This window comes from Faecalibacillus intestinalis (genome assembly GCF_003024685.1).
Taxonomy (GTDB): Bacteria; Bacillota_I; Bacilli_A; order Erysipelotrichales; family Coprobacillaceae; genus Faecalibacillus; species Faecalibacillus intestinalis.
On record NZ_PYLQ01000010.1, the window covers coordinates 46,913 to 70,847 of the forward strand.

Below are 23,935 nucleotides of genomic sequence, written 5' to 3' on the forward strand. Positions count from 1 at the left end.
AATTTATCCTCCCAATTTAAATTGTTGTTTTCCACATTTATTATCTATTAATCCAATTACTTGCATAAATGCTTCGATAATAATTGATAGTGACATACTGATAACTCCTTGATAGAAGTCCTTTATTAGCATCAACACAATTACTATTATTCCAACAATAAGAATAACTTTTGTTTTTCCCTGATAAACTTTTTTTTCTTTTTCATCTAATTTTTTTGTACTTGTTTCGACTGGCGATACGAGGAATACAAAAATAAAGCTTGCTACAAAAATAGATAAAAACAACATACTTAGCTTTATTTTAATAGTTATACATAAAACTGCTATTATTAATAAAATTGATAAAATATAGCACACTATAACTGATTTACTATGGTATCCTCCACCGTAACAACGTAATAAGTAATAAAATACACAAAATAGTAAACCTTCTATATACATATTAAAAAATGAAACAATTACTAAAGTAGTAATTGTATTAAAAATAAAAGATATCATCTGGTACAAACCAAAATAATAAATTTCTCGATCATCCTTTTGAATAATATGATTTTCAATTAGCAGATTTACTATTTTATTACATACTTTTGAAAGCATTTTAGAATCTTCTCAATTTTTTTGCTTTTTCAGGTACAGTTGGTTGATTGATCCAATAAAAGCATGTCATGTTTACATTGCATAATGTCATCAAAAATGCTGACCCTGCTAATAATTTTAATAGTTTTTTTTTCATATATATTCTCCCTCCATTCTTTATCACATAATATCCCATATTATGATTTGCAAAGTAATATTGCCGAAATTTAAACTTTTTTTGGTGAAATCTACAAAAAAAGACAAGATTCTTTGAATCTTGCCTGAACCAACACCAACCTTACCTATTTTAAGTAAAGCATTATATATGTTTTAAAATACCTATCATCGTATATATATTCCATCGTACCATCATATTTATCAACACTATTTTTTATACTTTGAATTCCAATTCCGTGGTTTCTTTTATCTTTTTTTGTTGTTAGTAAATTCCCATCAATCTTCGTTATTGTGCTATTATATGTATTTTTTACCATGATATATAAGATATTTTTATCATATTTCATTTTTATATCTAAATACTTATCATTAGAGCATTTTTCTATTGCCTCTATTGAATTCTGTAAAACATTTATTAGAATTCTACTTATATCAAACGGCTCAATACTAATTTCTTCTGGAATTTTAATGCTATAATCAACAGAAACTCCCTTTGATAATGCATTTTTTATAAAATAATTTAAAATGCTTGATATAACAGTATTTCCTGTATTTACAAAATCATCTTTATTTTTCGAAGAATCATCAATTCTTTTCAAATAAATTAGCGCTTCTTGTATATCAATTATTCTCTAATATTTTTCTTAAAGCAAATACATGTCCTTTAATATCATGTTGTATCATTTTTACTTTTTCCCCTGTATCTTGTGCAATTAAAAGTTGATTATAAAAAACATTTCTTTCTTGTAAATAATATCTTGCCTCTAATTCTTTTTTATTTGCTTTTATTTTTTCATCAATGGATTTTATATATTCGCTATTAAGCTTATCAAATATATAAAAAATTAGAATATTAAAAAATAATAAAATCATTACACTTGGTAAAAGCAAATTATTAGAAAAATCACCCTTATCTAAGAGTAAAAAAAGTAGTACGGTTCCACATGGAAATACTATTATTGAAATCCATTGTATCTTTGGAATTAGAATCTCTTTTTGTATGAATGTATTTGTATGTAGTATTTGAACTATTATCAACAAAATAATTCTGCTTACAATAAGTCCTGTTATTTCCACATTACCCCATTTTAAAAAAATACCAATCAAAACAACAATGCATTCTACTAACATTGAAACACCATATACTAAAGCAACCGCAATGCACTTTTTTGATAAACTTGATTTATACAAATTAGTAATCACAAACATACAAATAATATTAGTTACTAATGTCAAAAGTGAATTATGGCAAAACAAATATACGCTCGTTGTGGTTATATAATATAAAAAATAAACTGCAATTTTGTATTTTTGATATCTTTCTTCATCAAAAAATATTTTAAAAAATTTAAAAACAGTATATACAGTCAATAAATTCGTTATAAGATACATATTTAGATGTAAAATATCTTTCATGAATTATTCTCCCATCTATCCATTTGTTTTTTTCTTATATCTTGTCTTCTACTTTGACTTATAGGTAGCAACTCTCCATTTATCATCTTTACTTCATTATATTTAAATTGTGCAATATAAACAGTATTCACTAAAATAGAACTATGAATTCTTATAAATGAATCATTTAACTTTTGTTCAACATCATTCAACTTGCCATAAAACTTTATAATGTTATTTATGCAATGAATTTTAACTATCTTATTTTCACTTTCAAAGTAATAAATATCTTGTACATCTATCCTTTGATAACCTATTTTATTTTTAAATTTAAAAAATTCTTTCTTTTCTTTATTCAATTTAAGATACTGATCTAAAACATTTCTTAAATCCTCTTTTTTAATAGGTTTAATAAGAAAATCAATAGGACGCGTTTTAAATAATGCCATTGCATAAGACGAATTATTTGATATATATACTATATCTATTTTTTGTAGATTAAGCACATTCCTTATGTAACTTCCTAATTCATATCCCAATGTTTTTTTTAATTCAATATCTAAAAAAATTAGATCTATGTCATTATTATCTTCTAAGAACTTCTTTAATTTTGTTGTTTCATAAAACATGAAAATCTCATATTTTAAATTCCGTTCTCTACATATTTCTATGACTAAATCTTCAAAACTAGAACAAAATATCTTATCATCATCACAAATTATCATTTTTAACATTATGTTCACCTTCTATTTTTATCAAGTAATGCATTAAGGGTTGCAGAAATTACATTTAATTCATAATCATTACATAATCTAATTTTTTGTATAACATTGCTCCTTAAAAAATCTTCTTTATCATAGTTATCATAAAATAAATAATTTGCATCAATTGAAAACAATTGTATTATATTTCGTAATGTTCCATAACTAGGCAAATTACCCTCATTTTCTATTTTTTGTAAATATCTAGTAGAAATTCCTAATTTTTCTGCACATTCTTCCGTTGTATAATTATAACTTTCTCTCGCCTCTTTAATTATATTTCCTGCTGAGTTCGTATTTTTAGACATAATAGTTCACCTCAAATAAGAGTTTATCCATTATTATAAATGCCTAACACGATACGTCAGTTCTTTTATCACGAACAATTGTAACATATATTTTAAATAATACATATTTATGTTTCATTTTTTCCACCTTAAAGCTTTATAATGAGAATTTAATGATCATGTAAACACCATATAATATCAACATCTAGTTTTTAAAATATAATTTATAATTTTCATATTCTCAATTTTATTAACATATTGTGTAATTTGATGGTATATTATTCATAAATAAATCAACGAAATTAAACAATTCAAGTTACGTAGCTTTTGAAAAATAACTTAATGAACCATATGACATATCTTTTTGAATAAGATTTTATATTTACAAAATCCTACAGACAACAATTACCTGTTTCAGATGGTCAATTAAGAAAAATAATATAAGTTTACTTATTCTATTTCTAATATATAAAGCATTTTACTTCCTGTAATAATTTTTAGGCAACTAGTTACAGGGATGACATAACTGCACCATCCCTATGTACTTATATAATTACAAATATCCCAAGATAAAGATTAATTAAAAAAATACATGTTAGATGTATTTCCATTGTTTTCTCTTTTTCTTGGGATTTTTATTATGAGTTCTTCTTCTACAAGTATCTTTATTTGCTTTCTTACTGTTCTTTCTGACAGTCCTGTATCATTGACAATTGTTTTAACTGATGGAAAACAAGACCATGTTTTCCTGTTTGCGTATCGTAGTAATGCTCTATATACCATTCTTCCTGCTGGAGTTACATTTGCACTTGATACTTTTGTATAAAAATACATATAATCCTTATTCAACTTTGACACCCGCCTCATTTATTATTTTTTTAAGATCGAATTTTATATTGTCATCTTTTTCAAATTTATATTTTAAAATTGATGTGATCTTATTTATATCTGCATATTTAACTTCTCTCTGTACTCTTTGGTTGACTTGATATTCCTTGTCCAACTTTATCTTCCACTTAATGAATAATCTTAATACTGTTTTCATTGGATGCATTCCAGTCTTCATCAAAATAAAATGACCCTTTGGCATACTCTTTAATTCATCTGTTGTCATAAGAGGTCTTTCTATCATTTGTAAAGACTGTGATGGATCATTTTTCCCTTTACTAACTGATCCACTCATGACAGTCTTTGATCCAAGATTTTCACTCATTACTTTCGCTGTTTCTGAATTAGGTGCAAAACCGCCAAATAGTGTATCCTGACAGTTATCCACAATAATACTCGCTCCTTCTTTTCCATAATTCTTTTCTAACTGTGCCAATGATTGAATAATTGCCACTATGGAAATATTTCTTGATCTGGATGCCGAAAACATCATTTCTGCTGATTCAATTTTAGGGATAGTTCCAATTTCATCTAGATACATAATAACCTTTCTTTTTAATCTTCCACCCTGACTATCAGCACAAACCAACATTTCTCGATAATACTGTTGAATAAAAAGAGAAATCAAAAAGTGTTTTGTATTATCTTCTTCAGGCATTACCAGAAAGATTGCAGATTTTTCACTGCAAAATTTCTCTATATCAACTGTGGTTTCGAAACACAATATCTGTTCAATCTCAGAATCAATAAATGCATTTAAACGAGATAAAACAGTAGAAAGAACAGACATCATTGCCTGTTCTCCTGTATTCAAAGCAGCTCCAGCAAACCACTTTGCTTTATGATTGTCAGGCAAATAATCAAGCAGGATCTGAAACTGTGTTTTCCCTTTTATTCCAGAAGGTTTCAACAGATCCTGAACAAGTTTAAATACACTGACAATATGCCTTTCTCCGTCATCACAAAATTCAGAAATAATTAAAATGATACTTGTAAGAAGTCCCTCTGCTGAATCATAAAAGAATGAGTTTTGACCATAGCTTGATGCGCTTTCTCCATCAGAAAAGATAATTGTTTTAGCAATTATTTTGGCGTACTTTTCTGTCTTGGCTTTTAAAGACAAATCATTTCTGTTTTGTTTGTACTGATCCATATATTTATTGACCATATGAAGCATATTGTTTCCATCTGAAAAAAGAGGATTTCTTAAGTCAATAACTGAAATATTGTACCCATAATAGTCATGAGCAATTCCACCATAATTACGATACAGATCACCTTTTGTATCTGTTGTTATAAAAGAGACTCCACTGGCACAGGCATATTCTAAATTTGGGTATAAAAAATGGGCTGTTTTTCCAACACCAGCTGCACCAATCATCAACAAATGAATATCATCACAATCAACATATCCAAATGTTTTTCCAAAGTTTATTTTACTTCCTACAACCAATCCCTGTGATTTCGGAAGATCAATACCTTTTCTCCACTTCACACTGTCAAATTCAATATATTTCAAGCTTTGATGAACCTCTTTATCTGTCGCAAATCGAGCTGTTCCGTATTGTCCATCACCAACTGTTTTCGATTTGATCTTATTCAGATTATAGTTTCCATTAAAATACACAGCACATCCTATAAAAAGAAAAAATAAAATACCAAACGCTATAAATATTCCTTGTGATTTTGTCATCTTTTTTTCTCACCTTCTTCACCTATTCATTCAAATCCTTTCATTTGAAAAGACTCCTCATAATTTTCAACTGGTTCAACATATTCACTGATAATATTCAAAGCCTCATCATAGCTTTTCGCATTGAAAGTTATTCTTTCAAACATCTCGTTGGCTTTTTCTTCATACCCTGCACTTTTCAATGTTCTTGAGGCAATACCCATAAGATTAAAAATATTTCCATCTTCACCTATCATCTTTGCCTTTGGTCGTTCTTCTTCAAGAAGACCATATGCCTGTTTATTTTCCATAGCTTTATAAATCTCCCTTCTATAATGAACATCCATATAAAAAAGACCTGTAGATAAATTTCTACACGCCTTTACTAGATTATTTCTGTTATTTTCTTTAACACAGTTTTTATAGTCAGCTACTGACTGACAAACATTTTCAAACATCTTTTTTGTATTGCCATTGTCCCTATAACTTCTATAATCCTGTTTCAAATATGACCAGACTGGTGAATCATCTGATAATGGGTGAGAGAATCCTAAAAGAGAATGCTCATGAATCATTGTCATTTTTAAAAGTCTATCCAACTGCGTCTGAAACTTAAAATCATCTCGTGGTTCTTTTCCATTAAAAGAATAATAGAACTTGGCAAAAAGCGAATCAAATTCATCTTCTTGAAATCTGTCTTTTACAATTGTTTTAAAATCACTTTTAATATTTGAAACATATTTCATTGCTTCCTGATATTTGGGACTGTCCGTTGATTTAATAAATTCAACATTGTTTTGTTCTTTCAGATCTTCATTAAAATCTTTATTTCTTGCACGAATACATGAAATAGTGTAACTGCCTTTTTCATTTAGAAAATCACTTATTCTCTCTGCTCCTTCGATACCTGCAATATCATGATCCAGACACAAATAAATTTCATTAATATTTGGATAAACATCTAAAAAATGATCCAGTCCTATTTTAGAAAGTCCATTCAAAGCAATATAACTGTTTTCCATCCAATTCTCTTTGTTTAAAGAAATATAGGAAAGCATATCAATCGGTGCTTCAAAAACATAGACCTTGTTGGATGATCCTTTATAATGAAACGGATATAATGGATCAGAGCCTTCTATATTTCCTCTAAATGACTGATTTTTACCATAAGTTGCAGTACCTCTTTTATGCCCATGACGAGCCACACCATTTTCATCCAAACCAACAAATACAGCATTGTGATATTCCTTATCTTCGTAGATCAAACCTTTTCTTACAAATTCATCAATGACTTCCTTATCAAGAAATCTTGTTTTTAAAAGATATCCATAGACCCTGTTTAAAGTTTCATTTTTTTCAGGAAGTTTAAACTCTGCCTTCTCTGTTTTTTCATAAGGAACTGACATTTGAAGATCACCCACATTGGATAGAAGAAATTCCACAGCCTGCTTAAAATTATAGTTAAAATATCTTTGAACAAACGCTATTGGATAACCACCTGCTTCTGCCTTCCAATCATAAAAGCGATTACCTCTTACAGTAATACTTGTATGCCTTGCCCATCTCATATCCTTTCCTGATTTTATGAGTGCTTCACCTTGCATTTGAAGAAAAGATGCAATATCAACTGAATTAGCCATTGCAATCTGTTCTTCACTGAACATTCTTGCCATTACTGATGCCTCCCTGCTTTTTTCTTTTTGTTTTGCTTTTTACCTTTGATTGACTTTACTTTCATAGATTCATCTTTTTGTATATGCGTAATGCTTTTAATTTTATCCTTCATATCTTTCACCTTTTTCTTCAAATTAAAAACGAAATGAATGATCATCTTCTCTATGACCCGTTGCACTTCGTTTTCTTATTAATTTCTGTTTGAGTTTATGTTCGACTCCTGTAAGAATGGTATTTCTTATTGGCAACTCATTTTCAATGATTCTTCCAATATGACGAAACATTCTTGTTGTCATCATACTTAATGGAACTTCTTTTATATCATCTATATGATCTAAAAAATATTGAGCGTATTCATTTCCATTTTCAGCGGCCAATGTTAATAGCTTTATAGCTCTTTCTTTATCCTTTTCAACATCTTTTCCTAAAAGGTACATTTTGCCTAAATAATACTGTGCATATTCATTTCTATATTCACAGGCTTTATTCAAATAATAAATTCCCTGCTCTACATTCTTTTCAGTAACTTCACCTTCAACAAGAATTTTACCAATTTTAAATTGTGCTACTGAAAAATTTTCATCTGCCGACTGATAAAGATAATGAACATACAAATCATCATCCCCTAATTCCCTATAGATATTTGCTAGTCGGTTATAAGCAAATTTGTTATCACCACTTTGTTTATAACATTCTATTGCCTTATCCAAATCACGATCTATATAGAATCCATCATGATAGATTTTACCAAGTATATATTTAGATAATGGAAGTTCACATTTTTCAAGCCATTCTATACTTTCTGGAATCATTTCAAATTCATTGTTTTTAATTGCTAAATTGATATCACCTATTTTTCTATAGTCCCGCCTTATTTTATATTCTTTCAACAAACTATTTTCTTCATTAAATTCCACACCTAATTCATTAGTCACATCATCCAATTCACTATTGCCGAAATTATGAATATCTTCAAAATCCTGCATGACCATATTTAAAATCATATTCTTGATGCTTTTAAATTCTTTTTGTTCAAGAAGTGGTAAACGTTCAAGGACAGTGTCATTATATGTCTCATTGACTTGTTGTTTATATAGATACCATTGTTCATATAGCTGTGCAATATTTTCATCCTTTTCAAGTTCTCTTAAAATATCACTGATGATCTGCTTTGATTCCTTTGGAATATAGGCATACATCATTCTTCCATGATAATCTTTCAAGCTCATTTTGAGTTTTAAAAGGTCATTAAAAATCTGTGAACTGTCAAAATGTTCATGATCCATTCCATTTAAAATTTCAACGACTTTTTCTTTACTGTATTTTTTTATTTCATCTCGATTGGCAGTTTGATTTTCATAAATATGTAAAAGATCATTTTTAAAAATACTTCCAGCATACTGTTTTCTGATTGACTCTATTCCTTTTTTAGTTAAATAACCCTCTTTAGGATTCTTTGAATAGGCAACCATATGAATATGAGGATGATACCCTTCATTATGAAAAGCAGCAAACCATTTGAGATTGTTCGGATCTATCTTCATTGCCTTTGCCAGATCATTTCTTTTTTCCTGACAAAGTGACATCCAGCTTTGAACTGAATCAAAGCCTAAACGGGTAGCATCCTCTCTTTTTATAGAAATGATATGTGTCCAGACGTTGCCTTCATGTTCTCCTATTTCTTTGACAACATCATTCAGTTCAAATTGAAGACCTGCATCTGAAAACAAACCATGCTCACCAAGTTTTTCTACTCTAGGACGATGTGAAATATAATCTATATAATTTTCCTTTGTTGCAATATCATCAAGATTAGTATCTATCACACTCGATATAAATTCACTGGCATTTTCTCTTGTTGGATTTTCTTTGAAATCATTATATTCAAACATCCCTGTTGCAGTTGGATAATCATTTATAAGCTGCTGAATAAGTTTATGCTGTTTCTTTGTTGCCTTCATATTTCCATAATCACTTTTGAACTTTTCTACGCCTTCTCTGGTAGCAATATAATTCACATAATATTCTTTATGACTTTTACCTTTCATATATCCTGACTTAACAATAATCCTTACCATAATCTTTACCAAATAAAAAAGGAAACCTTTTTAAAGTTTCCTAACATATACTTCCTATCTTCTATTAAAAAATACATCTGCAAGATCATATCCCAAATACAATGCCTCTTTAAAAATAACTATTTCATTTTCAAGTTCTATTTCTGATGAACATCCTATCCATTCTTCATTTATTTTGCTTGCTTCTTCCTCACCATATACTTGTATCAATGCCTTCATAATTTTTTTATGAATTTCATCTCTGATTTTATTTAACTCACATTTTTTTGAAGAATCCTTTCTAGTATTTTCATAGAATAAGTCATCTCCATAATAAAGTTGTTTTATAAATTCATCCTGTTTTGACATGTAGATCATTCCTTTCTAGACGACATACTATCACAACAGTTTTTATATAGCTATTATGAATCAGGAACCTTTTTGATATTTATTTATTTCTTCAAAACTTATCTTGCCATTGGTTGCTTTAACTTCGTTCATACATTTCACTCTTAATTTTTTAAGAGTGTCATTATCAACATCAGCTATTGCTGAAAGAACATTCATGACCATTGAAAGCTCCACTGTATTTTTATAAAGCAATTTTGAAATACGATCTTCACTTGACTTAACAGTTCCTTGAACAGCACTTGAAATAGCAACAGGCAAATACTGATTTTCCAACGTTGAACGATTGTACCCATCATAAAACTTAATTGCTCTTTCAATAAACTCACTTCGACTTTTACTGTCATCCGTTTTTGTCATTTCATCCAGTCTGTCCATCACATCTTGACTTAGCCAGATCGTTGTTCTTTTCTTATTCACATTTTATTTTCCTCCAACAAAAAAAGGATACATCTGCATCCGTTTTTCTCTATTATATATAATTTTAAATTTATAAATTTCATCATTCTAATTACAATTTTACATTCATTTTTTCATCAAATATTCTTGAATTTACAAGCAATCATAAATGCCCGTAGCTATACAGTAGATATACTGTAGGTATGCATTTACTGACGAACTAGTATATTGACTTTCAGTTTTGTATAAACTATAATGTAGTTGAAAAAAGGAACTGCCAGTAAGCGGTTGTCCTTGGATTTTGTATTTTTGTTAAAATAACTAACTCATACTTTTCCAGAGGGTGAGGTAGTTATTTTTTTGCACTTTTATCTATGATGATAAGAAGTAACTTTACAATGATTCCTATAATAGACACAATAAATGCTAACGCTGTTAGCACCACCATGACTGTTTCATATGTTGTCATTGCGCATCACCTCCGTTTTTCAGATTTTCCCAAAACTTCTAGGAATGTGAATTTCGAAGGATTGCGTACCTTCGTCATGACGACCAAGGATAACCACCTACCGTATACGGCTGTTCCATTTATGATTATAACATATCACATATTTTCAAACTACATTTTCCGTCAAAATTCTGCTTACGCTGTTTTTGACGACCTGTTATCTCCTGCTGTTTCTAGGAGAACATTTAATATACAACGCCACTATTGACGCACTGTCTTCAATAATGACGTTGTTTTTCTTTTGTGAACATCTTTGAAACAACGGGCATTGCCCGTTGTTGTAAGGTGAAGCGACGTCGCTTCTTTAACCTGCACACGCCACATCTTTTAAAAGTTACCCTTATTTTTCAATCCAAATTGGACATTCTATCCATCTGTTTTGAAAAATCTTTAAAATAAGGGCACACGTTTTTAAACAAATAAAATTGGCATACTTATTCCATATTTCTATAAAAAGCGCACACGATCAAAATTTACCGCCAAACACTCCTTGATACATTGATTTACGGATGTTCCTCAATGATTGTTCTAGGCTTTTTACTAACGACAGGTTCATCTCCTTCTAATTCTTCAATGAATTCTCTGACTTCTGGTTTGACGTGCTTTTTATAGATTTGATTCAAGCTTTCCATAATTTCTACTTCAATTGTTGTATTTTTCTTTGCAAGATTTGAGTTGATTGCTCGAACTCTTGCTTCAGGATATTTTATTTTTATCTCTTTTTGTTTAACCATTTTTAAAACCCCCTTATCGTTATTTCAATTTTTTCAAACACTTCTTGCTGCTCGATTTCCTCTAATTCATGAAATCTTTCTTTATATTCATTGACCTGTTCATCGGTTAAAGAAACTAGATCTTCTGATCCATCATCTCCTGCAATAAAAAAAGTGCCAGCAATAACATCTCTGCCAACACGTCTGTTTGCCTGTAAATTCATGAGTTTTCCTTCCTCGTTACAGACAAGAACAGTATTATCATTCAAGTCAATTTCTTCAATCAGACCACCAACAACTCTTTGCATATCATCCAATGTATTTTCTATATATTCAACCTTTGGTTCTTTCATTGGCTCAACAACGAGTACACGTATTTTTTCATCGGCTTCTCGTATTTTCTCCTGATTTTGAACACTTTCAATAACATAGAAGCTGTCTTCACCTACGATAAGACCTAAACTTTGTCCATTATCCCACTTCATATGGATTGTTCCAATATCATCAACTGTTTCTACAGTTCCTAATGTTCCAGTGGGAACAGGATGATGAGGATCGTCCATAGAATTGAGCATGATCCTTGTTCCCTTTGGATATTTCTGTTTGATTTCCTTAATTTTATCTTGATTCATTTTCCTCACCTCCTTACATTTGCAAACTAAAATTTATTTTATTTTCCTGTTCGATATTCAACAGATCAACTTGAAAATTTTCTTTAATAAACTCATTGACTTTGCCTGTTGGATGTCCTATATCTCCATCATCAAAATCACTTTGAAGTTGCATCGCAACAGAATTGATAAGTTCCATAAGATAATCTCTAGAATATTCTGTATTAGGAAACACCTTATTGATATAAATACCATTTGTATCAAACAGTACCAAGCCATTGTGCTTTATAGAGATTTCAAGATCACCAAACATCCCTGCATTCTGTACAAAGTTTCCAATTTCTTCATACTGAAGATCTATACATTTTTCATGATCCGTTTTTAAACAGCCAACATATTCTGTATGCAAGTAGTTCTTTATAAATTCATTTTGTTCATTCATTGCTATCGTCCTTCCATCATATTCAGTCTGTAATAACCACTCCAGTAAGACACAGTATTCATGGCAACATTGCTGTCGTTACTGTTTTCATGTATCCACACAGCTTCACCTTTTGCATTCTTTCCTGCATAGATTCCCACATGAGTTGTCTTTCCTGATTTGTTAATTAAAAAGGCAAGATCACCCGCTTTGAGATCTTGCTTTGCTATTTTTTTGCACATTTTTATCTGTCCTGATGTATTTGTATTGCCAAGATTATTGTTCATAACAGTCCAATAGACCCAGTCTACAAAATGTGAACAGTCCAGTCCTTTTTTATTTCTTCCTTTGCTGTCTGGTGCAACAGTTACTCCAAAATCATTACCATCATATCCTGCACACTTGGCAGAACCACCCCAGTAATAAGGTATCTTTCCAACAGCATCCGCAGCCTGCATCACTATTTTCTTTCTGATTTCACTTGTATCTTCAGGCATATTTTTTATCAGTTCATCCATCTGCTCTTTGGAAAGTGTTGTGACTGTTTTTCCATCATTTCCAATCAATGCACCATAACAGGTTTCCATTGACTTTTTTGTATCTTTCAGTAGTTTTTCATTCAGATTCTTTTCTAGACTGGCATAGATGACGGCGTTTACAGAAGTAGGAACTTTGACTTCTTCACCCTCTGTAAAACTGTTGACCCATGCCTCTGCCATTTCATCTGAAAATACTTTATGCTGTGAAGAAACCATATAACCAATAAAATAGCCTTTGACCTGATAAATATTAAGCGATGATCCATTTGTAAAAGTCTGATTAATTTTGTCAATATGACTGTCAATCAACACAAGTCCATCCTGTATTTCCTGAACATATTGCTTCATTTCACCTGTAAGTTCACTAATTGGATTGCCTTCAAACAGATCCGTTACAAGATTGTGATTGAATGAAATACCATCTGAAAAAATAGCACCAATTAAAACAGTAATAGCAACAAAAGGTGAAATAATAACAACAGCTACATTTCTGACAAACTTCCTGCCATCATCACTGCTAAAAAAAGACAGAGCTAACTTTATAAGTTTTGTTTTCATTACTGTCTGACATCTCTATAACCATAAGGATACATTGCTGCTTCTGTTTGATTTAAAACAGTTTCTTTCATTTTTTCAACAGCCTCATCTAAATACTTTTCATCAAGGGAACAGTCCTTATATCCTTGCTTGATTATTTCATAGTATTCCTTACCTGGTACTCCATATTCATAACCATCATTCATCACATAAACCATCGCCTCAGTTGTAATTGTTCCATTAGAAATTCTCAAATTTTTCTTTTCGTAGAGGTGTGGATAACCTTCATAGCGATCAAGGAAATGCTCATCGTTTTCTGAAATTTCCCAAATACCTACAGGTACTTCCATTCCCTTTTTTGGTTCTACAGTCGCAACTGCATTACTTTTATTTCCTCTAAACACCATTTCATAATTTGACAACATACCTGTTCCAACCAGTTTAGCCTCTGGACATCTGTGTGCCATCTGCTCCCTGTTTAAATTACTGCCATAAGCCACATAATATTTCATTCTTTTCTGTTCCTCCTTTACATCTGTTGCATGTGCATTCCAAGTTCTTCTTGAACATCTTCCAATGATTCATTATTTGTTTCCTGTGCACTTTGCAATCTTTCTCTTTGCATAACTGCCTGTTGTGGATCTTTCCATGCAATACATCCATCTAGATTTTTTAAAAGATGATGTCGTGCTGTTTTAAATTCATCGCCAATAAGTCCAAGTCGTAAAAGCCAAGTCCTGAACGTATATTTCTCATTAGACGAATGTGTCTTAACTCTACTTGCCTTATTTTGAACCAATGCCTGATGAGATATTGCCAAACAAAACTGGATATAGGTCTTGATTTCACCTGCATGAAGTGTTCCATTAAACATCCGAAATTCTATTGTTCCCTTTGAAAAAACACTATGAAAATTTAAGGCATGATACCTCGAATCATCATAGTGTTCGTATTTTCTGCTGGTATTTCCGTCATACCAGAGATTTTCAACTTCCTCAATATCCTTTGGCTTTTTTCGATTGAGCATTTCTAAAAAATCATCATCTATTTTCTTACAGAATCGTACTTCTTTTTGCGGTCTTACCTTTAAAGCTTTAAAGATAAGATCCTCTTTTGAATACATAATATTTGCAATATTTCTTAATGATCTGGCAGTGTGTTTTGAAGCATCCACATGAATGTGAATTCCACAGCTTTCATTGACTTTAGCATGACCATTTCTTCTTAATTCACGAACAATGCTCTGTATCGTTTCTATATCATCATAATGACATATAGGAGAAACGACCTCTACTTTATAATCAGGATCATAGTTAAATCGATTTCCACATTGCGGTGTAATACTTGCATCTCGTACAATTTTCCATTTTCTTCCGTCCTGATCACAGACAGAATAGGTATCATATATACCACGTTCATGCTTAATGCCTGTATCAAAATGTTTAGCAATAATCAAAGCAGCGCTTCTTCTTGTTAAACCTGTCATTTCTATTTCTATTCCAAAACGCTTACTTTTCATGGATATTCATCATCCTATCTTCCGCCTTTATCACCAAACAGTTTTGATTTATAATCTGGTGCATGAACAATAAGGTTGTATCTTTCACTTCCACATTTATAAAGACAGGCACCTCTTTGCGGATATTTAATAAGTTCATATTCACTTTCTTCAAGCTGTAACGTATCAATATAAAATCTTGCATCCGTATTTCCTGCATTGAACAGGAACGTATGTGTTGGTATTGAAAACAATGGTTTTGTTAGTTCTCTGATTCCTTCAATATTGAAATCTTCCAGATTTTGAGAAGCTAAAATAACAGAACTTTCCTTTTTTCGAACACGCTTCATAAAATTTCTAATGTATTCTACTGCTGTTGTATTTGTTAAAAAAAGATAAAGTTCATCGATTGAAGCTACTGTATACCCTCTTTTCAACAGCTCATTGGACATATAGGAAAGGATATTAAAAAGCATCGCATCTTTTAAAGACTTATTTGCCTGTAAAAGATCCTTAACACCAAAAGTCACAACCTTTTGTGAATGAATATTGGTATGCCCATTAAAGAAACGACTGTCACTTCCCACACATATTGAATTTAATAAAAGCAATATTTCACGCAGTGATTCTCTTGTATAAATGTTATTTCTGTTTGTGTTGTAATGTTTGTATTCTTCATCAATGTAATCATAGAGATCACTCAATATAGGGTAGTCGTCATGTTCTAGAACACTAAGATCCGTCTTTTCATTAATGTTGAATCTTTGATAGACTTTAACCAACATAATTTCTAACGTATCGATTTGCTCCTCTGTAAACGCCTTATATGTCTTGAAAAAATCCTTTAAAAAGGAAATATGTTGTGCAAGAACTGTTGACTGTTTAAATGCAACAGGAACATCATCTTCACCTGAATCTTCTATATCTTCTGACCATTGTTTTGGTTCAAGAACATTAATGATATATCGTCCTGCCATCATATCAATAAAAACACCGCCAAGATTATAGGTTACTTCTTCATATTCATGTTCAGGATCTAGAGTTATTAAAGACATTCCCTGTTCTCTTAAATTCAACAGTAAAAGTTTTAAAAGATATGATTTTCCCTGTCCTGAATTTCCAAGAATAAGAGCATTGGCATTTGTTCTGTCATCACTTCTTTCATTGAAATCAACAATAATATTGCTTCCGAATTTATCGTGACCTATATAAATTCCATGCGGATCTGTCTTACCTGAATAGTTAAATGGGAAAAGATTTGCAACACTTGATGCTGGAAGAACACGTTCAAACTGCTCCTTGAATCCATCATATCCCGATGGAGTAACCGCTAGAAATCCTTCTTTCTGTCTTAAAAGAAGACGATCAACATTCAACTTGCTTCGCACAAGTTCTGTCATCATTTCAGTCTGAATAAGTTTAAGTTCATCATAGCTGTCAGCAATCAACTCAAAATAAACAGCACAGTGAACAAGTGGTTCTCTGTTTCGATGCATATTGGCAATCAGTTCAATAACATCATTAAGATTGCTTTGAGCAGTTACTGTTTCTTTTAGATCTTGCGTATTGCTTTGTCTGAGCCTGTTTTTATTAGCTGCATTCCCAATGATCTTCTTTTCTTCTGCAGAAGTGACCTGTCTGGCATAAATATGCAAGGTGATTCCGTCTTTTTCACCCATATAACGTAAAAGTGCCTGTTCATCTGTAGAGGTTGGATACTCTCGTAATGCCCAGACACTTCTGTAGCTGTTGCCACAAATAAAATATTCTGTATAGAAACGTATTGTTGAAGGTGCAATCATATCAAGATAATCCTGCACCTTGATTTCTTCTTCATCTTCAACTTCAGCCTTTTTGAATTTACCAAATAATTTATTGAACACCATCATACCACCTCTTTCCATCATAATCTTCAAACTGACTTGTCGTAACATTCTGTTCAAAATAGACAGCCAACATTCTTTTAATCATTTCCTTATCTGCTCGTGTTACAGAGATATTTTGCATACGAATGAGTTTTTCAATACGATGGATCAAAGAATGTACTTCTAACTGATCATCAGGTTTTATACGAACAGCGATCAGGAAAAGTCGTGCTGTTGCTGTCTGTGTTTGAATCTTATCCAAATGATACAGATCTTCTTTAAGAAGCTTGATAACAACTTCTTCTGTTTCTTCCTGAATTCTTTTTTTCAGAAAATATTTGTTTTCTTCAAAATTATCTCGACTGTTCAGACAGATAATTTCAATATCATTTAGTCCTTTTACAACATTTGTAAGTGCAAATATCTTTGCACCTATGTTTTCTTTTGACATAACAGAAAGATTTTGTGGCTGAACAACAAAAAAGACGACTTCCTCTCCATTAAACAGTTTTAAACTGTAATCGGTAATCGTCTTAGTATTGATTAGCATCCTTGTACTGGATACTTTTTTTATTTTTCTTTGTTTTCTTTTTCACGGTATCTTTCTTCTCTGTTTTCTTCTTTCTTTTCATCATAGCCTCCATTTCTTTTTCCTGTTTTCTGTATTCAAGGGTGTTTTTATTTCACCTGTAAAATGCCATTTATATAACTGTTGTGAAAATATAAAGAAGGCAAAGGCATATGATAAAAAATCAAAGATACTGGTATCAGCCATACGGATAGTTAAAAAAGCATAGCACCCTACTAATGCCATTGGCATATAAAAATTGGCATGAGAAATGGCAATCACTCCAATGATTGCCCCCACACCTACGATTCCAATATCTCTTAAATACCATAGCCATAATGTTGCCTTCCCTTTTAAATTATCGGGATACATATACATTTTAGCTCAACCTCATTTCATCATTCATTTTTCTATCGACCTGTATATAGGTCATCCATTTCTTTTCATAATAATGCTGTTCAAGATAGCGATACAATAACAGATTCACCCACTCATCATATTCTGGAACTTCTTCATAAAGAATGATTGGCTTTGAACATTGCTGTACGATTTGAACTTTTTCATCACAAATCGCATCAAAAACACAGTCCTGCCAGACACCCTTTTCTTCTGTTTCTTTTACAAGTTCATCATCAACTAAAATCATTCCACTTAACAAATTTGTATTTAAATTATCAACATCATATGTAAAACAATGCTTTTTCCCAACGATACCTTCATACTTGCATGTTGCAACAAACCATTTATATTTTTTCAGTTCTTCGATAGTCATGCTGTACCTCCTACAACAGAAATACCAAATAAGCAGGAAAAATGCAAGATGATTATTAGCTTCTGTTCATAATTGTTTTTGTAATATTCATAGCTGACTGAGCCGCATAAACAGTAGACATGATATTTGCTTTCATGCTTGTATCAAGTCCAAACTGTCCTGCAATTCGTGGAATTTCACTGGCTGCCAGTATCAAGCCGATTCCTAAAAGACAGTTTTCTTTCATAACACCCAGACCTGCAATTAAAATGACTGCCTGTAAAAATGCAGTAAGACATATACCAATGATCTGCTTGCACCATTGAATAAAACCATCTGTATAGCCACGCACAATTGAAAACATATAAAGCGATCCTACTGCAATCATTACTAAAAGGATACCTCCTCTTTTTAGATTTGCGAAGAACACTTTGATAATGGAATAGCCCATCATAATCAGCAAAAAGATAAGCAATACTGTTCCAAGCGACAACTTTTGCATATACGACAGTGACTTAATTGCTGAATCACCTACGGACTGACTTCCTACAAGTTTAGCAAGTCCATTGGACATGGTTACCTGCAAAGAAATACAGAACTTATATAATTCTACAGGCAATACAGTAAACAAAGACACAGCCATAAACCCTTTCATAGCATTAAGACAGGCATCTTTGATACTGCCTCGACCACTTTGATATTCAACGGCAATCTCAAATACTGCAACGACCATTCCTGAAACAAACAGCGCCCATCCAAAAAGTCTAAACAGTTCAATAATGGCTCTTACAAAGTCATAGTCAAACAGATCTGCTCCCATTGATCCCATCATGCCAAAGAATTCACCTAAAAATTCAAGTAGCTTACTGTAGATCCAGTCAACAATCTGTCCCATGACCTTATCTGCGACAAAATCCCATAAAAACATAATCTATTCCTCTATAGGACTTTCCAGATATAGTTTGGTGCAATCAAAGAAAACGTTAAACACGCAAACAGTATTGCTGGTGTTGTCCAATCAAACTGTCCTTGTTTTCTGTAATCAAAATATGCCATTGCAAGTTTAGCAAAGAAAAAGACAGCAAGTATGATATCAATAACAGGAAACACAACATTGTTGACAATGTTTTTAATCTGCGACTCCATTTGTTTCCAAGCCTGCTGGATAACACTTGAAACATCTCCTGCCGCATAAGACTGTTTCATTGTTAATACAAGCATTATTAAGATAATCATCAAACAGATAATGACCTTTACTTTTTTATTCTTTAAAATTTGTACCATTGTTTCCTCCTTTTCTAAACAGCTTCTTCGATTGTCTGTTCATTTAATAAATCTACAAGATCCTTTGCAAATAATCCTAAATCCACATTTTGCTTTAAAAGACAGGTAATCATATCTTTTCCTAAATAGCTCAACACATACTGTGGATTGGTAATGACCATTTGTCCCTGTTCAACGATGATTTGAATACTTTCATAATCCAAATGACACATATCAAATACCCTTTTGGGAATGCAGTAAAAATCTTCATCGAACAGTTCTTTTTCATTTTCTGCAGTTACTTTAAAGCACTTGTCCTTGATACCATCTTCCTGAATCAAACAGACTGTTTCACCTTTTCTTAACAGCAACTTGTTAACTAAACTTTCAGGAAGGGTCACTTTATTCCCTTCCTCAAGTTTCATCTGATACTCATTCATCATTTTCATCACCTCCATCCTGCTCAAATAAATCAAGCTGTTTCTGTATTCCTGAATTCTTCATAGGATTGTAATTGGAAATCAACACTTCTGGAAACTGTGAATCCTTGTCATAACGAAGAGCCATATTATTGATTCTTGAAAATCCTTCAATATAAAAATCCTTGTACAGATCTCGTATAAATTCACAGTCATTGTATGAAAGCAGGAACTTCCCCTGTATTTTCTTTAAGGTGTCTCTTAAGCGAATGTGATCTTCCTTTGTGAATACGACAGAATAATGTCCTTCCGTTTCATAGTAGGGAGGATCCAAATAAAAAAAGGCATCTAATCGATCATATTGAATAATCAGTGCCTCAAAATCCTTGTTTTCTATAACTGTATTTGCCAATCTGTCGCTGATTTGCCAGACTGTATTAAATGCTTTACGTACATCGTAAGGTCGACATCCAAAAGTTTTACACCCTGAGCCATAGGAATATCTGACAAGCTTAAAAAATGCAACAGCAAGTTTTACATCCTGTTTTTCAATTCGTTCTTGCTTCATGATTTCCATAATTTCTTCTTGCTGAAGCTCGGTAAAATAAACCTTTACCTTTTCCATTTCTTCCTGTAAAAATTTATCTTCTACTCTTTGCTTGGTTATAATTTCTTTATAAAGATTAAAGATATTTCTTCCATTTTCAGGAAGATAACCAAGTTCCTGAATAAAAGCCAATGGCTGATCTCTTACAACAGCAAACATATTTGATAGATTATTGTTGAAGTCATTGTATACCTCAAACTTGTCTGGCTTTTTCCCAAACAGTACCCACCCTCCTCCACCAAACACTTCGATATATCTTCCATAGTTTTGTGGAAATCTTGCATAGATCAGATCTCTAATAGATTTTTTTCCACCTACCCATGAAATCAAACTGTTCATTTTCATCTTATAGTCATCACCTCCTTTAAAATTAAAAAGAACTATCTATAACGATAGTTCAATGTTGTTTCTTATAAGAAATAAAGACATCCTGCTGTAATAGCAACAGAGAAGAGAATATCAAATAATATTTTTCTTTTATCCTCTCTATCATAAAATATTGCTTTTGTAATAAACCATGTATCCGTTATTACTATTGGGAATACAGTAGAAAATTCTAAGCCGAAATAATATTCACAAATAGGCATTGCAATAAGGCAAATCAAAAATATTATTATCAAAAATCCTTTTTTTGAATACAATAAGTTTTTATCTGTTATTTCTTTCATACGATCTTTCTCCTTCCAAAATCAAAGAGCATACCATGTATTGGTGAGCCGCTTGATTAAAAACAATATTTTCATTATTTTTTATATCTTTAGATTTTATTACGTCTTTATTCTTTGGCATATACGTAAATTCAAAAATAGACATATTTTCTAAAGAGTGTATACGAAACTGGATAAATCTTTCCAAGCTGTTTTGGATTATAAATTCCATAATAGAAATGAGCTGGTTATATATTGTTAAATCAATCGATATATTTGTATTTGTGATAATTAACTTTAAATCTTTATTATTTTCTTTCATTTCAGTTTTCATTCTTGAAATAAAATTATTTAATAAATAATCTTCAAAAATAAAATTACTATTATATTTATCAATTTTCTTAATTGTTCCATTTAAATGATCTTTAGCACCGTCATTTACCATTTCTTTAAAATAATTAAGATCATGTTTAATGTTTTCAATCATTTTATTTTGTATAGAAATAATATCTTTTTCTTGTTTCAAAATTCTAGCCTGTTCTAAAACAACCTTATTTTCTATTTCTTGTTGTGTTTGTTGATTATGATAAATATAAATGATTATATTAACTACAACAATATACATAAAAGAAAGTAAGAGAAAATATAATTGATTTTCTTTTATTTGATTTCCTAATGTTGGAATAACTTCTAATCCATATAAAGAAATTACTGAACAAGTAGATAATAAGGCATAAGTTATTCTGTTACATCTTACATTTAAAAAATATGATGAACGAAAATACATTGCCATTAATACAAATAAAATAAACAAACTTAAAATTTTAAGCTCATAATTACTATATAAAAGAATATTTGATATATTTGCTTGAATAATTAAGGGAACAAACAAAACAAATAAATAATAGCTGCATTTTGCAATTGTTTCTAATACCAAAATAATTGATACTATTTCCAAATCTCTATCTTTTGAAATATATTTTCTAATAAACAAGTATATTAAGCTATCTCTAATTACTGTGTTTAGCATATCAGGCAATTTGAGAAAATTAATCATACAGCAGCATAGAGAAATAATAATCACCAATAGAATATTTTTCTTGTCAACTGTCACATCAAAATACTTCAAACAACATATAGATATAAATAAAGTTAAAAATACAATGTATAGATATTCCAACTATATCTCCTCCTTGTATTTAAGATAAGATAACATAAATTCACTACGCCTACCTCGACTCATATATAGTATTGTCCCGTCTTTTAAAATAATGTTTTCTTTTTGGTACTCATTAACATACTTCATATTCACAATTGTACCTTTATTAATGTAAACAAAATGGCTGTTCATAAAATCAAATATATTACTTAAAGACTTTCTTAACTTATACACGTTATTTTCTGTATAAATATGTGCATAGGAACCTCTTTTCTCTATATAACATATCCTATTTACCGGCAGCGAAAACTGTTCATTTATCTTTAGCATCTTCTTTTTATCTTTTTCTAGTTCACAAATTTCTTCTAAAACCATTGGAAGTTCTTCATTCATTTTTTCCTTTCTTACAAAAGAAAATGGGAATACCTGAATTGCATCAAATACTAAATCGCTTCTATAAGAAACAAATATAATTCGTGAAAGAGGATACTTCTTTTTTATACTTCTAGCATAAGATATGCCATCCATATCTGGCATATCTATGTCTAAAAAGTATAATTCAAATTCTTTATCATAATTGTTTATCTCTATGTCAAAAGAAATAGTGTTAAATTTTATAAGATAATTCTTTAATTTATATGCAAAATTGATATCATCATCAATTATTACAACTTTCATAACATCACCCATATTCAATTTTACTATGGATTATAAAAATATTCCAATCTTTAATACGGATTGCTTGATGACCACCAGCTACCACGAACCGTAGTAGTTTTTGAAAAAGTTTTTCCTTTATATGTTGCATTCATAGCATAATTTTGATATCTGTATCCTGTTGTTTTTACTGATGCATTTGATGAAACATATACAGGATTTTTTGTTCTATACAAATCATATTTAAAAGTAACATTAACTTTACTTACAGCATCTCCCGCAGCTGATCCAAGAGCCTTACCTACTACTTCTCCTACTTTTGCACTACCTAATCTAGCACCAACAGTTTTTCCAGCCGCAGTAATAATTGCTGTTGTAACATACCCTAATGATTTAAAAATTGGTGAACAGCTTACTTTAATACCTTTTGTAACTAGCACTGGTGTCCAATCAGAACTAGCATATGTTGATATAGAGAGAGAATCTGCTAAAACAGGTGTTCCTGAAGTAACTGAATATTCTATAACATCTCCGTCAACCGTTAATTCTTTAGTATCTTTATTTAAAATCCCAATATGTTTTTCTCCTGTTGAATCTTGATAATTAACTTTATATAAATTATCACTGTCATAAGTAGTAACATCACATTCTACTCCATTGATTACTTCTTGATATGTTTGAACTGTAACATCATTTGATACAGTTTGTGCATTAACAGAAGTTATCCCACTTAATAACATACTTGCCGAAAAAAGGCTAATTAATAATTTTCTCTTAATAATTTTCTCATTTTATTGTTCCTCCATTTTTTATTCAAGAGCTCTTTGTTACTTATATTTTATGATATCTTCTGCTACATTCAACAACTTGCACGCAAA

The 23,935-nt window shown here is 30.9% G+C and carries 30 protein-coding genes; all 30 read right to left on the reverse strand.

Translation table 11 applies throughout. The annotated features are described in order from the left end of the window. Window positions 1-3: 3 nt before the first annotated feature. The 30 genes from C7U54_RS08220 to C7U54_RS08365 all read right to left on the reverse strand — a co-directional run bounded on the left by C7U54_RS08220 (window position 4) and on the right by C7U54_RS08365 (window position 23,797). Window positions 4-597 carry an accessory gene regulator ArgB-like protein gene (locus C7U54_RS08220; RefSeq protein WP_107029958.1) on the reverse strand — a complete coding sequence of 198 codons (594 nt, stop codon included), beginning with the start codon at window positions 595-597 and terminating at the stop codon, window positions 4-6. 1 nt (window position 598) lies between these two features. Beyond that, entirely contained in the window at window positions 599-733 is a 135-nt protein-coding gene (locus C7U54_RS08225) for an AgrD family cyclic lactone autoinducer peptide (RefSeq protein WP_158548324.1), read from the reverse strand. Between the two features lie 145 nt (window positions 734-878). Then, a complete protein-coding gene (locus C7U54_RS08230) occupies window positions 879-1,352 on the reverse strand; it encodes an ATP-binding protein (RefSeq protein WP_162297503.1) in 474 nt (157 codons plus the stop codon). 22 nt (window positions 1,353-1,374) lie between these two features. Further along, on the reverse strand, window positions 1,375-2,169 hold the full coding sequence (locus C7U54_RS08235) for a hypothetical protein (RefSeq protein WP_107029961.1): 795 nt from the start codon (window positions 2,167-2,169) through the stop codon (window positions 1,375-1,377). Continuing rightward, window positions 2,166-2,882: a LytR/AlgR family response regulator transcription factor gene (locus C7U54_RS08240; RefSeq protein ID WP_107029962.1), complete on the reverse strand. Its 717-nt coding sequence runs from the start codon at window positions 2,880-2,882 to the stop codon at window positions 2,166-2,168. The genes C7U54_RS08235 and C7U54_RS08240 overlap by 4 nt, the downstream gene beginning before the upstream one ends. A gap of 5 nt (window positions 2,883-2,887) precedes the next feature. Next, a complete protein-coding gene (locus C7U54_RS08245; RefSeq protein WP_107029963.1) occupies window positions 2,888-3,217 on the reverse strand; it encodes a helix-turn-helix domain-containing protein in 330 nt (109 codons plus the stop codon). A gap of 555 nt (window positions 3,218-3,772) precedes the next feature. Continuing rightward, the gene (locus C7U54_RS08250; protein ID WP_107029964.1) at window positions 3,773-4,045 is read right to left on the reverse strand and encodes a helix-turn-helix domain-containing protein; all 273 of its coding nucleotides are present in this window, start codon (window positions 4,043-4,045) and stop codon (window positions 3,773-3,775) included. Beyond that, complete coding sequence (locus C7U54_RS08255) at window positions 4,038-5,777, reverse strand: VirD4-like conjugal transfer protein, CD1115 family (protein WP_107029965.1); 1,740 nt, start codon at window positions 5,775-5,777, stop codon at window positions 4,038-4,040. Before C7U54_RS08255 ends, C7U54_RS08250 begins: the two co-directional genes overlap by 8 nt. A 26-nt stretch (window positions 5,778-5,803) precedes the next feature. Further along, the gene (locus C7U54_RS08260) at window positions 5,804-7,429 is read right to left on the reverse strand and encodes a DUF3991 domain-containing protein (protein WP_107029966.1); all 1,626 of its coding nucleotides are present in this window, start codon (window positions 7,427-7,429) and stop codon (window positions 5,804-5,806) included. 135 nt (window positions 7,430-7,564) lie between these two features. Further along, complete coding sequence (gene mobP3 / locus C7U54_RS08265) at window positions 7,565-9,508, reverse strand: MobP3 family relaxase (RefSeq protein WP_107029967.1); 1,944 nt, start codon at window positions 9,506-9,508, stop codon at window positions 7,565-7,567. Window positions 9,509-9,562: 54 nt separating this feature from the next. Next, window positions 9,563-9,856 carry a hypothetical protein gene (locus C7U54_RS08270; protein ID WP_107029968.1) on the reverse strand — a complete coding sequence of 98 codons (294 nt, stop codon included), beginning with the start codon at window positions 9,854-9,856 and terminating at the stop codon, window positions 9,563-9,565. A gap of 60 nt (window positions 9,857-9,916) precedes the next feature. After that, window positions 9,917-10,315: a ribbon-helix-helix domain-containing protein gene (locus C7U54_RS08275; protein ID WP_032089689.1), complete on the reverse strand. Its 399-nt coding sequence runs from the start codon at window positions 10,313-10,315 to the stop codon at window positions 9,917-9,919. Window positions 10,316-11,305: 990 nt separating this feature from the next. Continuing rightward, window positions 11,306-11,536, reverse strand: a complete 231-nt coding sequence (locus C7U54_RS08280; protein WP_107029969.1) for a hypothetical protein — start codon at window positions 11,534-11,536, stop codon at window positions 11,306-11,308. A 2-nt stretch (window positions 11,537-11,538) separates the two neighbouring features. Further along, a complete protein-coding gene (locus C7U54_RS08285; RefSeq protein WP_107029970.1) occupies window positions 11,539-12,147 on the reverse strand; it encodes a DUF3846 domain-containing protein in 609 nt (202 codons plus the stop codon). Between the two features lie 13 nt (window positions 12,148-12,160). Continuing rightward, entirely contained in the window at window positions 12,161-12,568 is a 408-nt protein-coding gene (locus C7U54_RS08290; RefSeq protein WP_107029971.1) for a hypothetical protein, read from the reverse strand. Window positions 12,569-12,570: 2 nt separating this feature from the next. After that, window positions 12,571-13,644, reverse strand: coding sequence for a C40 family peptidase (locus tag C7U54_RS08295; RefSeq protein ID WP_107029972.1), 1,074 nt, complete (start codon window positions 13,642-13,644; stop codon window positions 12,571-12,573). Then, window positions 13,644-14,135 carry a gamma-glutamylcyclotransferase family protein gene (locus tag C7U54_RS08300; protein ID WP_022001026.1) on the reverse strand — a complete coding sequence of 164 codons (492 nt, stop codon included), beginning with the start codon at window positions 14,133-14,135 and terminating at the stop codon, window positions 13,644-13,646. Before C7U54_RS08300 ends, C7U54_RS08295 begins: the two co-directional genes overlap by 1 nt. Window positions 14,136-14,152: 17 nt before the next feature. Continuing rightward, complete coding sequence (locus C7U54_RS08305) at window positions 14,153-15,142, reverse strand: amidoligase family protein (protein ID WP_107029973.1); 990 nt, start codon at window positions 15,140-15,142, stop codon at window positions 14,153-14,155. Between the two features lie 14 nt (window positions 15,143-15,156). Then, the gene (locus tag C7U54_RS08310) at window positions 15,157-17,004 is read right to left on the reverse strand and encodes a VirB4 family type IV secretion system protein (RefSeq protein ID WP_241522592.1); all 1,848 of its coding nucleotides are present in this window, start codon (window positions 17,002-17,004) and stop codon (window positions 15,157-15,159) included. Next, a complete protein-coding gene (locus tag C7U54_RS08315; protein WP_107029975.1) occupies window positions 16,994-17,536 on the reverse strand; it encodes a hypothetical protein in 543 nt (180 codons plus the stop codon). Before C7U54_RS08315 ends, C7U54_RS08310 begins: the two co-directional genes overlap by 11 nt. A gap of 81 nt (window positions 17,537-17,617) precedes the next feature. Next, window positions 17,618-17,932, reverse strand: a complete 315-nt coding sequence (locus C7U54_RS08320; RefSeq protein ID WP_022001030.1) for a hypothetical protein — start codon at window positions 17,930-17,932, stop codon at window positions 17,618-17,620. Window position 17,933: 1 nt separating this feature from the next. Beyond that, window positions 17,934-18,326: a hypothetical protein gene (locus tag C7U54_RS08325; RefSeq protein WP_022001031.1), complete on the reverse strand. Its 393-nt coding sequence runs from the start codon at window positions 18,324-18,326 to the stop codon at window positions 17,934-17,936. A 55-nt stretch (window positions 18,327-18,381) separates the two neighbouring features. Beyond that, window positions 18,382-19,233, reverse strand: coding sequence for a conjugal transfer protein TrbL family protein (locus C7U54_RS08330; RefSeq protein WP_022001032.1), 852 nt, complete (start codon window positions 19,231-19,233; stop codon window positions 18,382-18,384). A gap of 11 nt (window positions 19,234-19,244) precedes the next feature. Continuing rightward, window positions 19,245-19,589: a DUF3852 domain-containing protein gene (locus C7U54_RS08335; protein ID WP_022001033.1), complete on the reverse strand. Its 345-nt coding sequence runs from the start codon at window positions 19,587-19,589 to the stop codon at window positions 19,245-19,247. Window positions 19,590-19,603: 14 nt separating this feature from the next. Then, window positions 19,604-20,008, reverse strand: coding sequence for a hypothetical protein (locus C7U54_RS08340; RefSeq protein WP_147323164.1), 405 nt, complete (start codon window positions 20,006-20,008; stop codon window positions 19,604-19,606). Next, a complete protein-coding gene (locus tag C7U54_RS08345) occupies window positions 20,001-20,939 on the reverse strand; it encodes a DNA adenine methylase (protein ID WP_206603608.1) in 939 nt (312 codons plus the stop codon). The genes C7U54_RS08340 and C7U54_RS08345 overlap by 8 nt, the downstream gene beginning before the upstream one ends. Window positions 20,940-21,004: 65 nt before the next feature. Then, the gene (locus C7U54_RS08350; RefSeq protein WP_107029976.1) at window positions 21,005-21,262 is read right to left on the reverse strand and encodes a hypothetical protein; all 258 of its coding nucleotides are present in this window, start codon (window positions 21,260-21,262) and stop codon (window positions 21,005-21,007) included. Next, complete coding sequence (locus C7U54_RS08355; RefSeq protein ID WP_146137622.1) at window positions 21,243-22,199, reverse strand: hypothetical protein; 957 nt, start codon at window positions 22,197-22,199, stop codon at window positions 21,243-21,245. Before C7U54_RS08355 ends, C7U54_RS08350 begins: the two co-directional genes overlap by 20 nt. Before the next feature lie 222 nt (window positions 22,200-22,421). After that, window positions 22,422-23,078, reverse strand: a complete 657-nt coding sequence (locus C7U54_RS08360) for a LytR/AlgR family response regulator transcription factor (RefSeq protein WP_158560200.1) — start codon at window positions 23,076-23,078, stop codon at window positions 22,422-22,424. A gap of 50 nt (window positions 23,079-23,128) precedes the next feature. After that, window positions 23,129-23,797 (reverse strand): hypothetical protein, encoded by a 669-nt coding sequence (locus C7U54_RS08365; RefSeq protein WP_107029979.1) that lies wholly within the window; start codon window positions 23,795-23,797, stop codon window positions 23,129-23,131. Between the last annotated feature and the right edge of the window lie 138 nt (window positions 23,798-23,935).

What these genes read in the sequence shown, in the direction of transcription:
- C7U54_RS08220 (WP_107029958.1), bottom strand. Translation starts at nt 597, where the DNA reads ATGCTTTCAAAAGTATGTAATAAAATAGTAAATCTGCTAATTGAAAAT.
- C7U54_RS08225 (WP_158548324.1), bottom strand. Translation starts at nt 733, where the DNA reads ATGAAAAAAAAACTATTAAAATTATTAGCAGGGTCAGCATTTTTGATG.
- C7U54_RS08235 (WP_107029961.1), bottom strand. Translation starts at nt 2,169, where the DNA reads ATGAAAGATATTTTACATCTAAATATGTATCTTATAACGAATTTATTG.
- C7U54_RS08240 (WP_107029962.1), bottom strand. Translation starts at nt 2,882, where the DNA reads ATGTTAAAAATGATAATTTGTGATGATGATAAGATATTTTGTTCTAGT.
- C7U54_RS08245 (WP_107029963.1), bottom strand. Translation starts at nt 3,217, where the DNA reads ATGTCTAAAAATACGAACTCAGCAGGAAATATAATTAAAGAGGCGAGA.
- C7U54_RS08255 (WP_107029965.1), bottom strand. Translation starts at nt 5,777, where the DNA reads ATGACAAAATCACAAGGAATATTTATAGCGTTTGGTATTTTATTTTTT.
- C7U54_RS08260 (WP_107029966.1), bottom strand. Translation starts at nt 7,429, where the DNA reads ATGGCAAGAATGTTCAGTGAAGAACAGATTGCAATGGCTAATTCAGTT.
- mobP3 (WP_107029967.1), bottom strand. Translation starts at nt 9,508, where the DNA reads ATGGTAAGGATTATTGTTAAGTCAGGATATATGAAAGGTAAAAGTCAT.
- C7U54_RS08270 (WP_107029968.1), bottom strand. Translation starts at nt 9,856, where the DNA reads ATGTCAAAACAGGATGAATTTATAAAACAACTTTATTATGGAGATGAC.
- C7U54_RS08280 (WP_107029969.1), bottom strand. Translation starts at nt 11,536, where the DNA reads ATGGTTAAACAAAAAGAGATAAAAATAAAATATCCTGAAGCAAGAGTT.
- C7U54_RS08285 (WP_107029970.1), bottom strand. Translation starts at nt 12,147, where the DNA reads ATGAATCAAGATAAAATTAAGGAAATCAAACAGAAATATCCAAAGGGA.
- C7U54_RS08290 (WP_107029971.1), bottom strand. Translation starts at nt 12,568, where the DNA reads ATGAATGAACAAAATGAATTTATAAAGAACTACTTGCATACAGAATAT.
- C7U54_RS08295 (WP_107029972.1), bottom strand. Translation starts at nt 13,644, where the DNA reads ATGAAAACAAAACTTATAAAGTTAGCTCTGTCTTTTTTTAGCAGTGAT.
- C7U54_RS08300 (WP_022001026.1), bottom strand. Translation starts at nt 14,135, where the DNA reads ATGAAATATTATGTGGCTTATGGCAGTAATTTAAACAGGGAGCAGATG.
- C7U54_RS08305 (WP_107029973.1), bottom strand. Translation starts at nt 15,142, where the DNA reads ATGAAAAGTAAGCGTTTTGGAATAGAAATAGAAATGACAGGTTTAACA.
- C7U54_RS08315 (WP_107029975.1), bottom strand. Translation starts at nt 17,536, where the DNA reads ATGCTAATCAATACTAAGACGATTACCGATTACAGTTTAAAACTGTTT.
- C7U54_RS08320 (WP_022001030.1), bottom strand. Translation starts at nt 17,932, where the DNA reads ATGTATATGTATCCCGATAATTTAAAAGGGAAGGCAACATTATGGCTA.
- C7U54_RS08325 (WP_022001031.1), bottom strand. Translation starts at nt 18,326, where the DNA reads ATGACTATCGAAGAACTGAAAAAATATAAATGGTTTGTTGCAACATGC.
- C7U54_RS08330 (WP_022001032.1), bottom strand. Translation starts at nt 19,233, where the DNA reads ATGTTTTTATGGGATTTTGTCGCAGATAAGGTCATGGGACAGATTGTT.
- C7U54_RS08335 (WP_022001033.1), bottom strand. Translation starts at nt 19,589, where the DNA reads ATGGTACAAATTTTAAAGAATAAAAAAGTAAAGGTCATTATCTGTTTG.
- C7U54_RS08340 (WP_147323164.1), bottom strand. Translation starts at nt 20,008, where the DNA reads ATGAATGAGTATCAGATGAAACTTGAGGAAGGGAATAAAGTGACCCTT.
- C7U54_RS08345 (WP_206603608.1), bottom strand. Translation starts at nt 20,939, where the DNA reads ATGAAAATGAACAGTTTGATTTCATGGGTAGGTGGAAAAAAATCTATT.
- C7U54_RS08350 (WP_107029976.1), bottom strand. Translation starts at nt 21,262, where the DNA reads ATGAAAGAAATAACAGATAAAAACTTATTGTATTCAAAAAAAGGATTT.
- C7U54_RS08360 (WP_158560200.1), bottom strand. Translation starts at nt 23,078, where the DNA reads ATGAAAGTTGTAATAATTGATGATGATATCAATTTTGCATATAAATTA.
- C7U54_RS08365 (WP_107029979.1), bottom strand. Translation starts at nt 23,797, where the DNA reads ATGTTATTAAGTGGGATAACTTCTGTTAATGCACAAACTGTATCAAAT.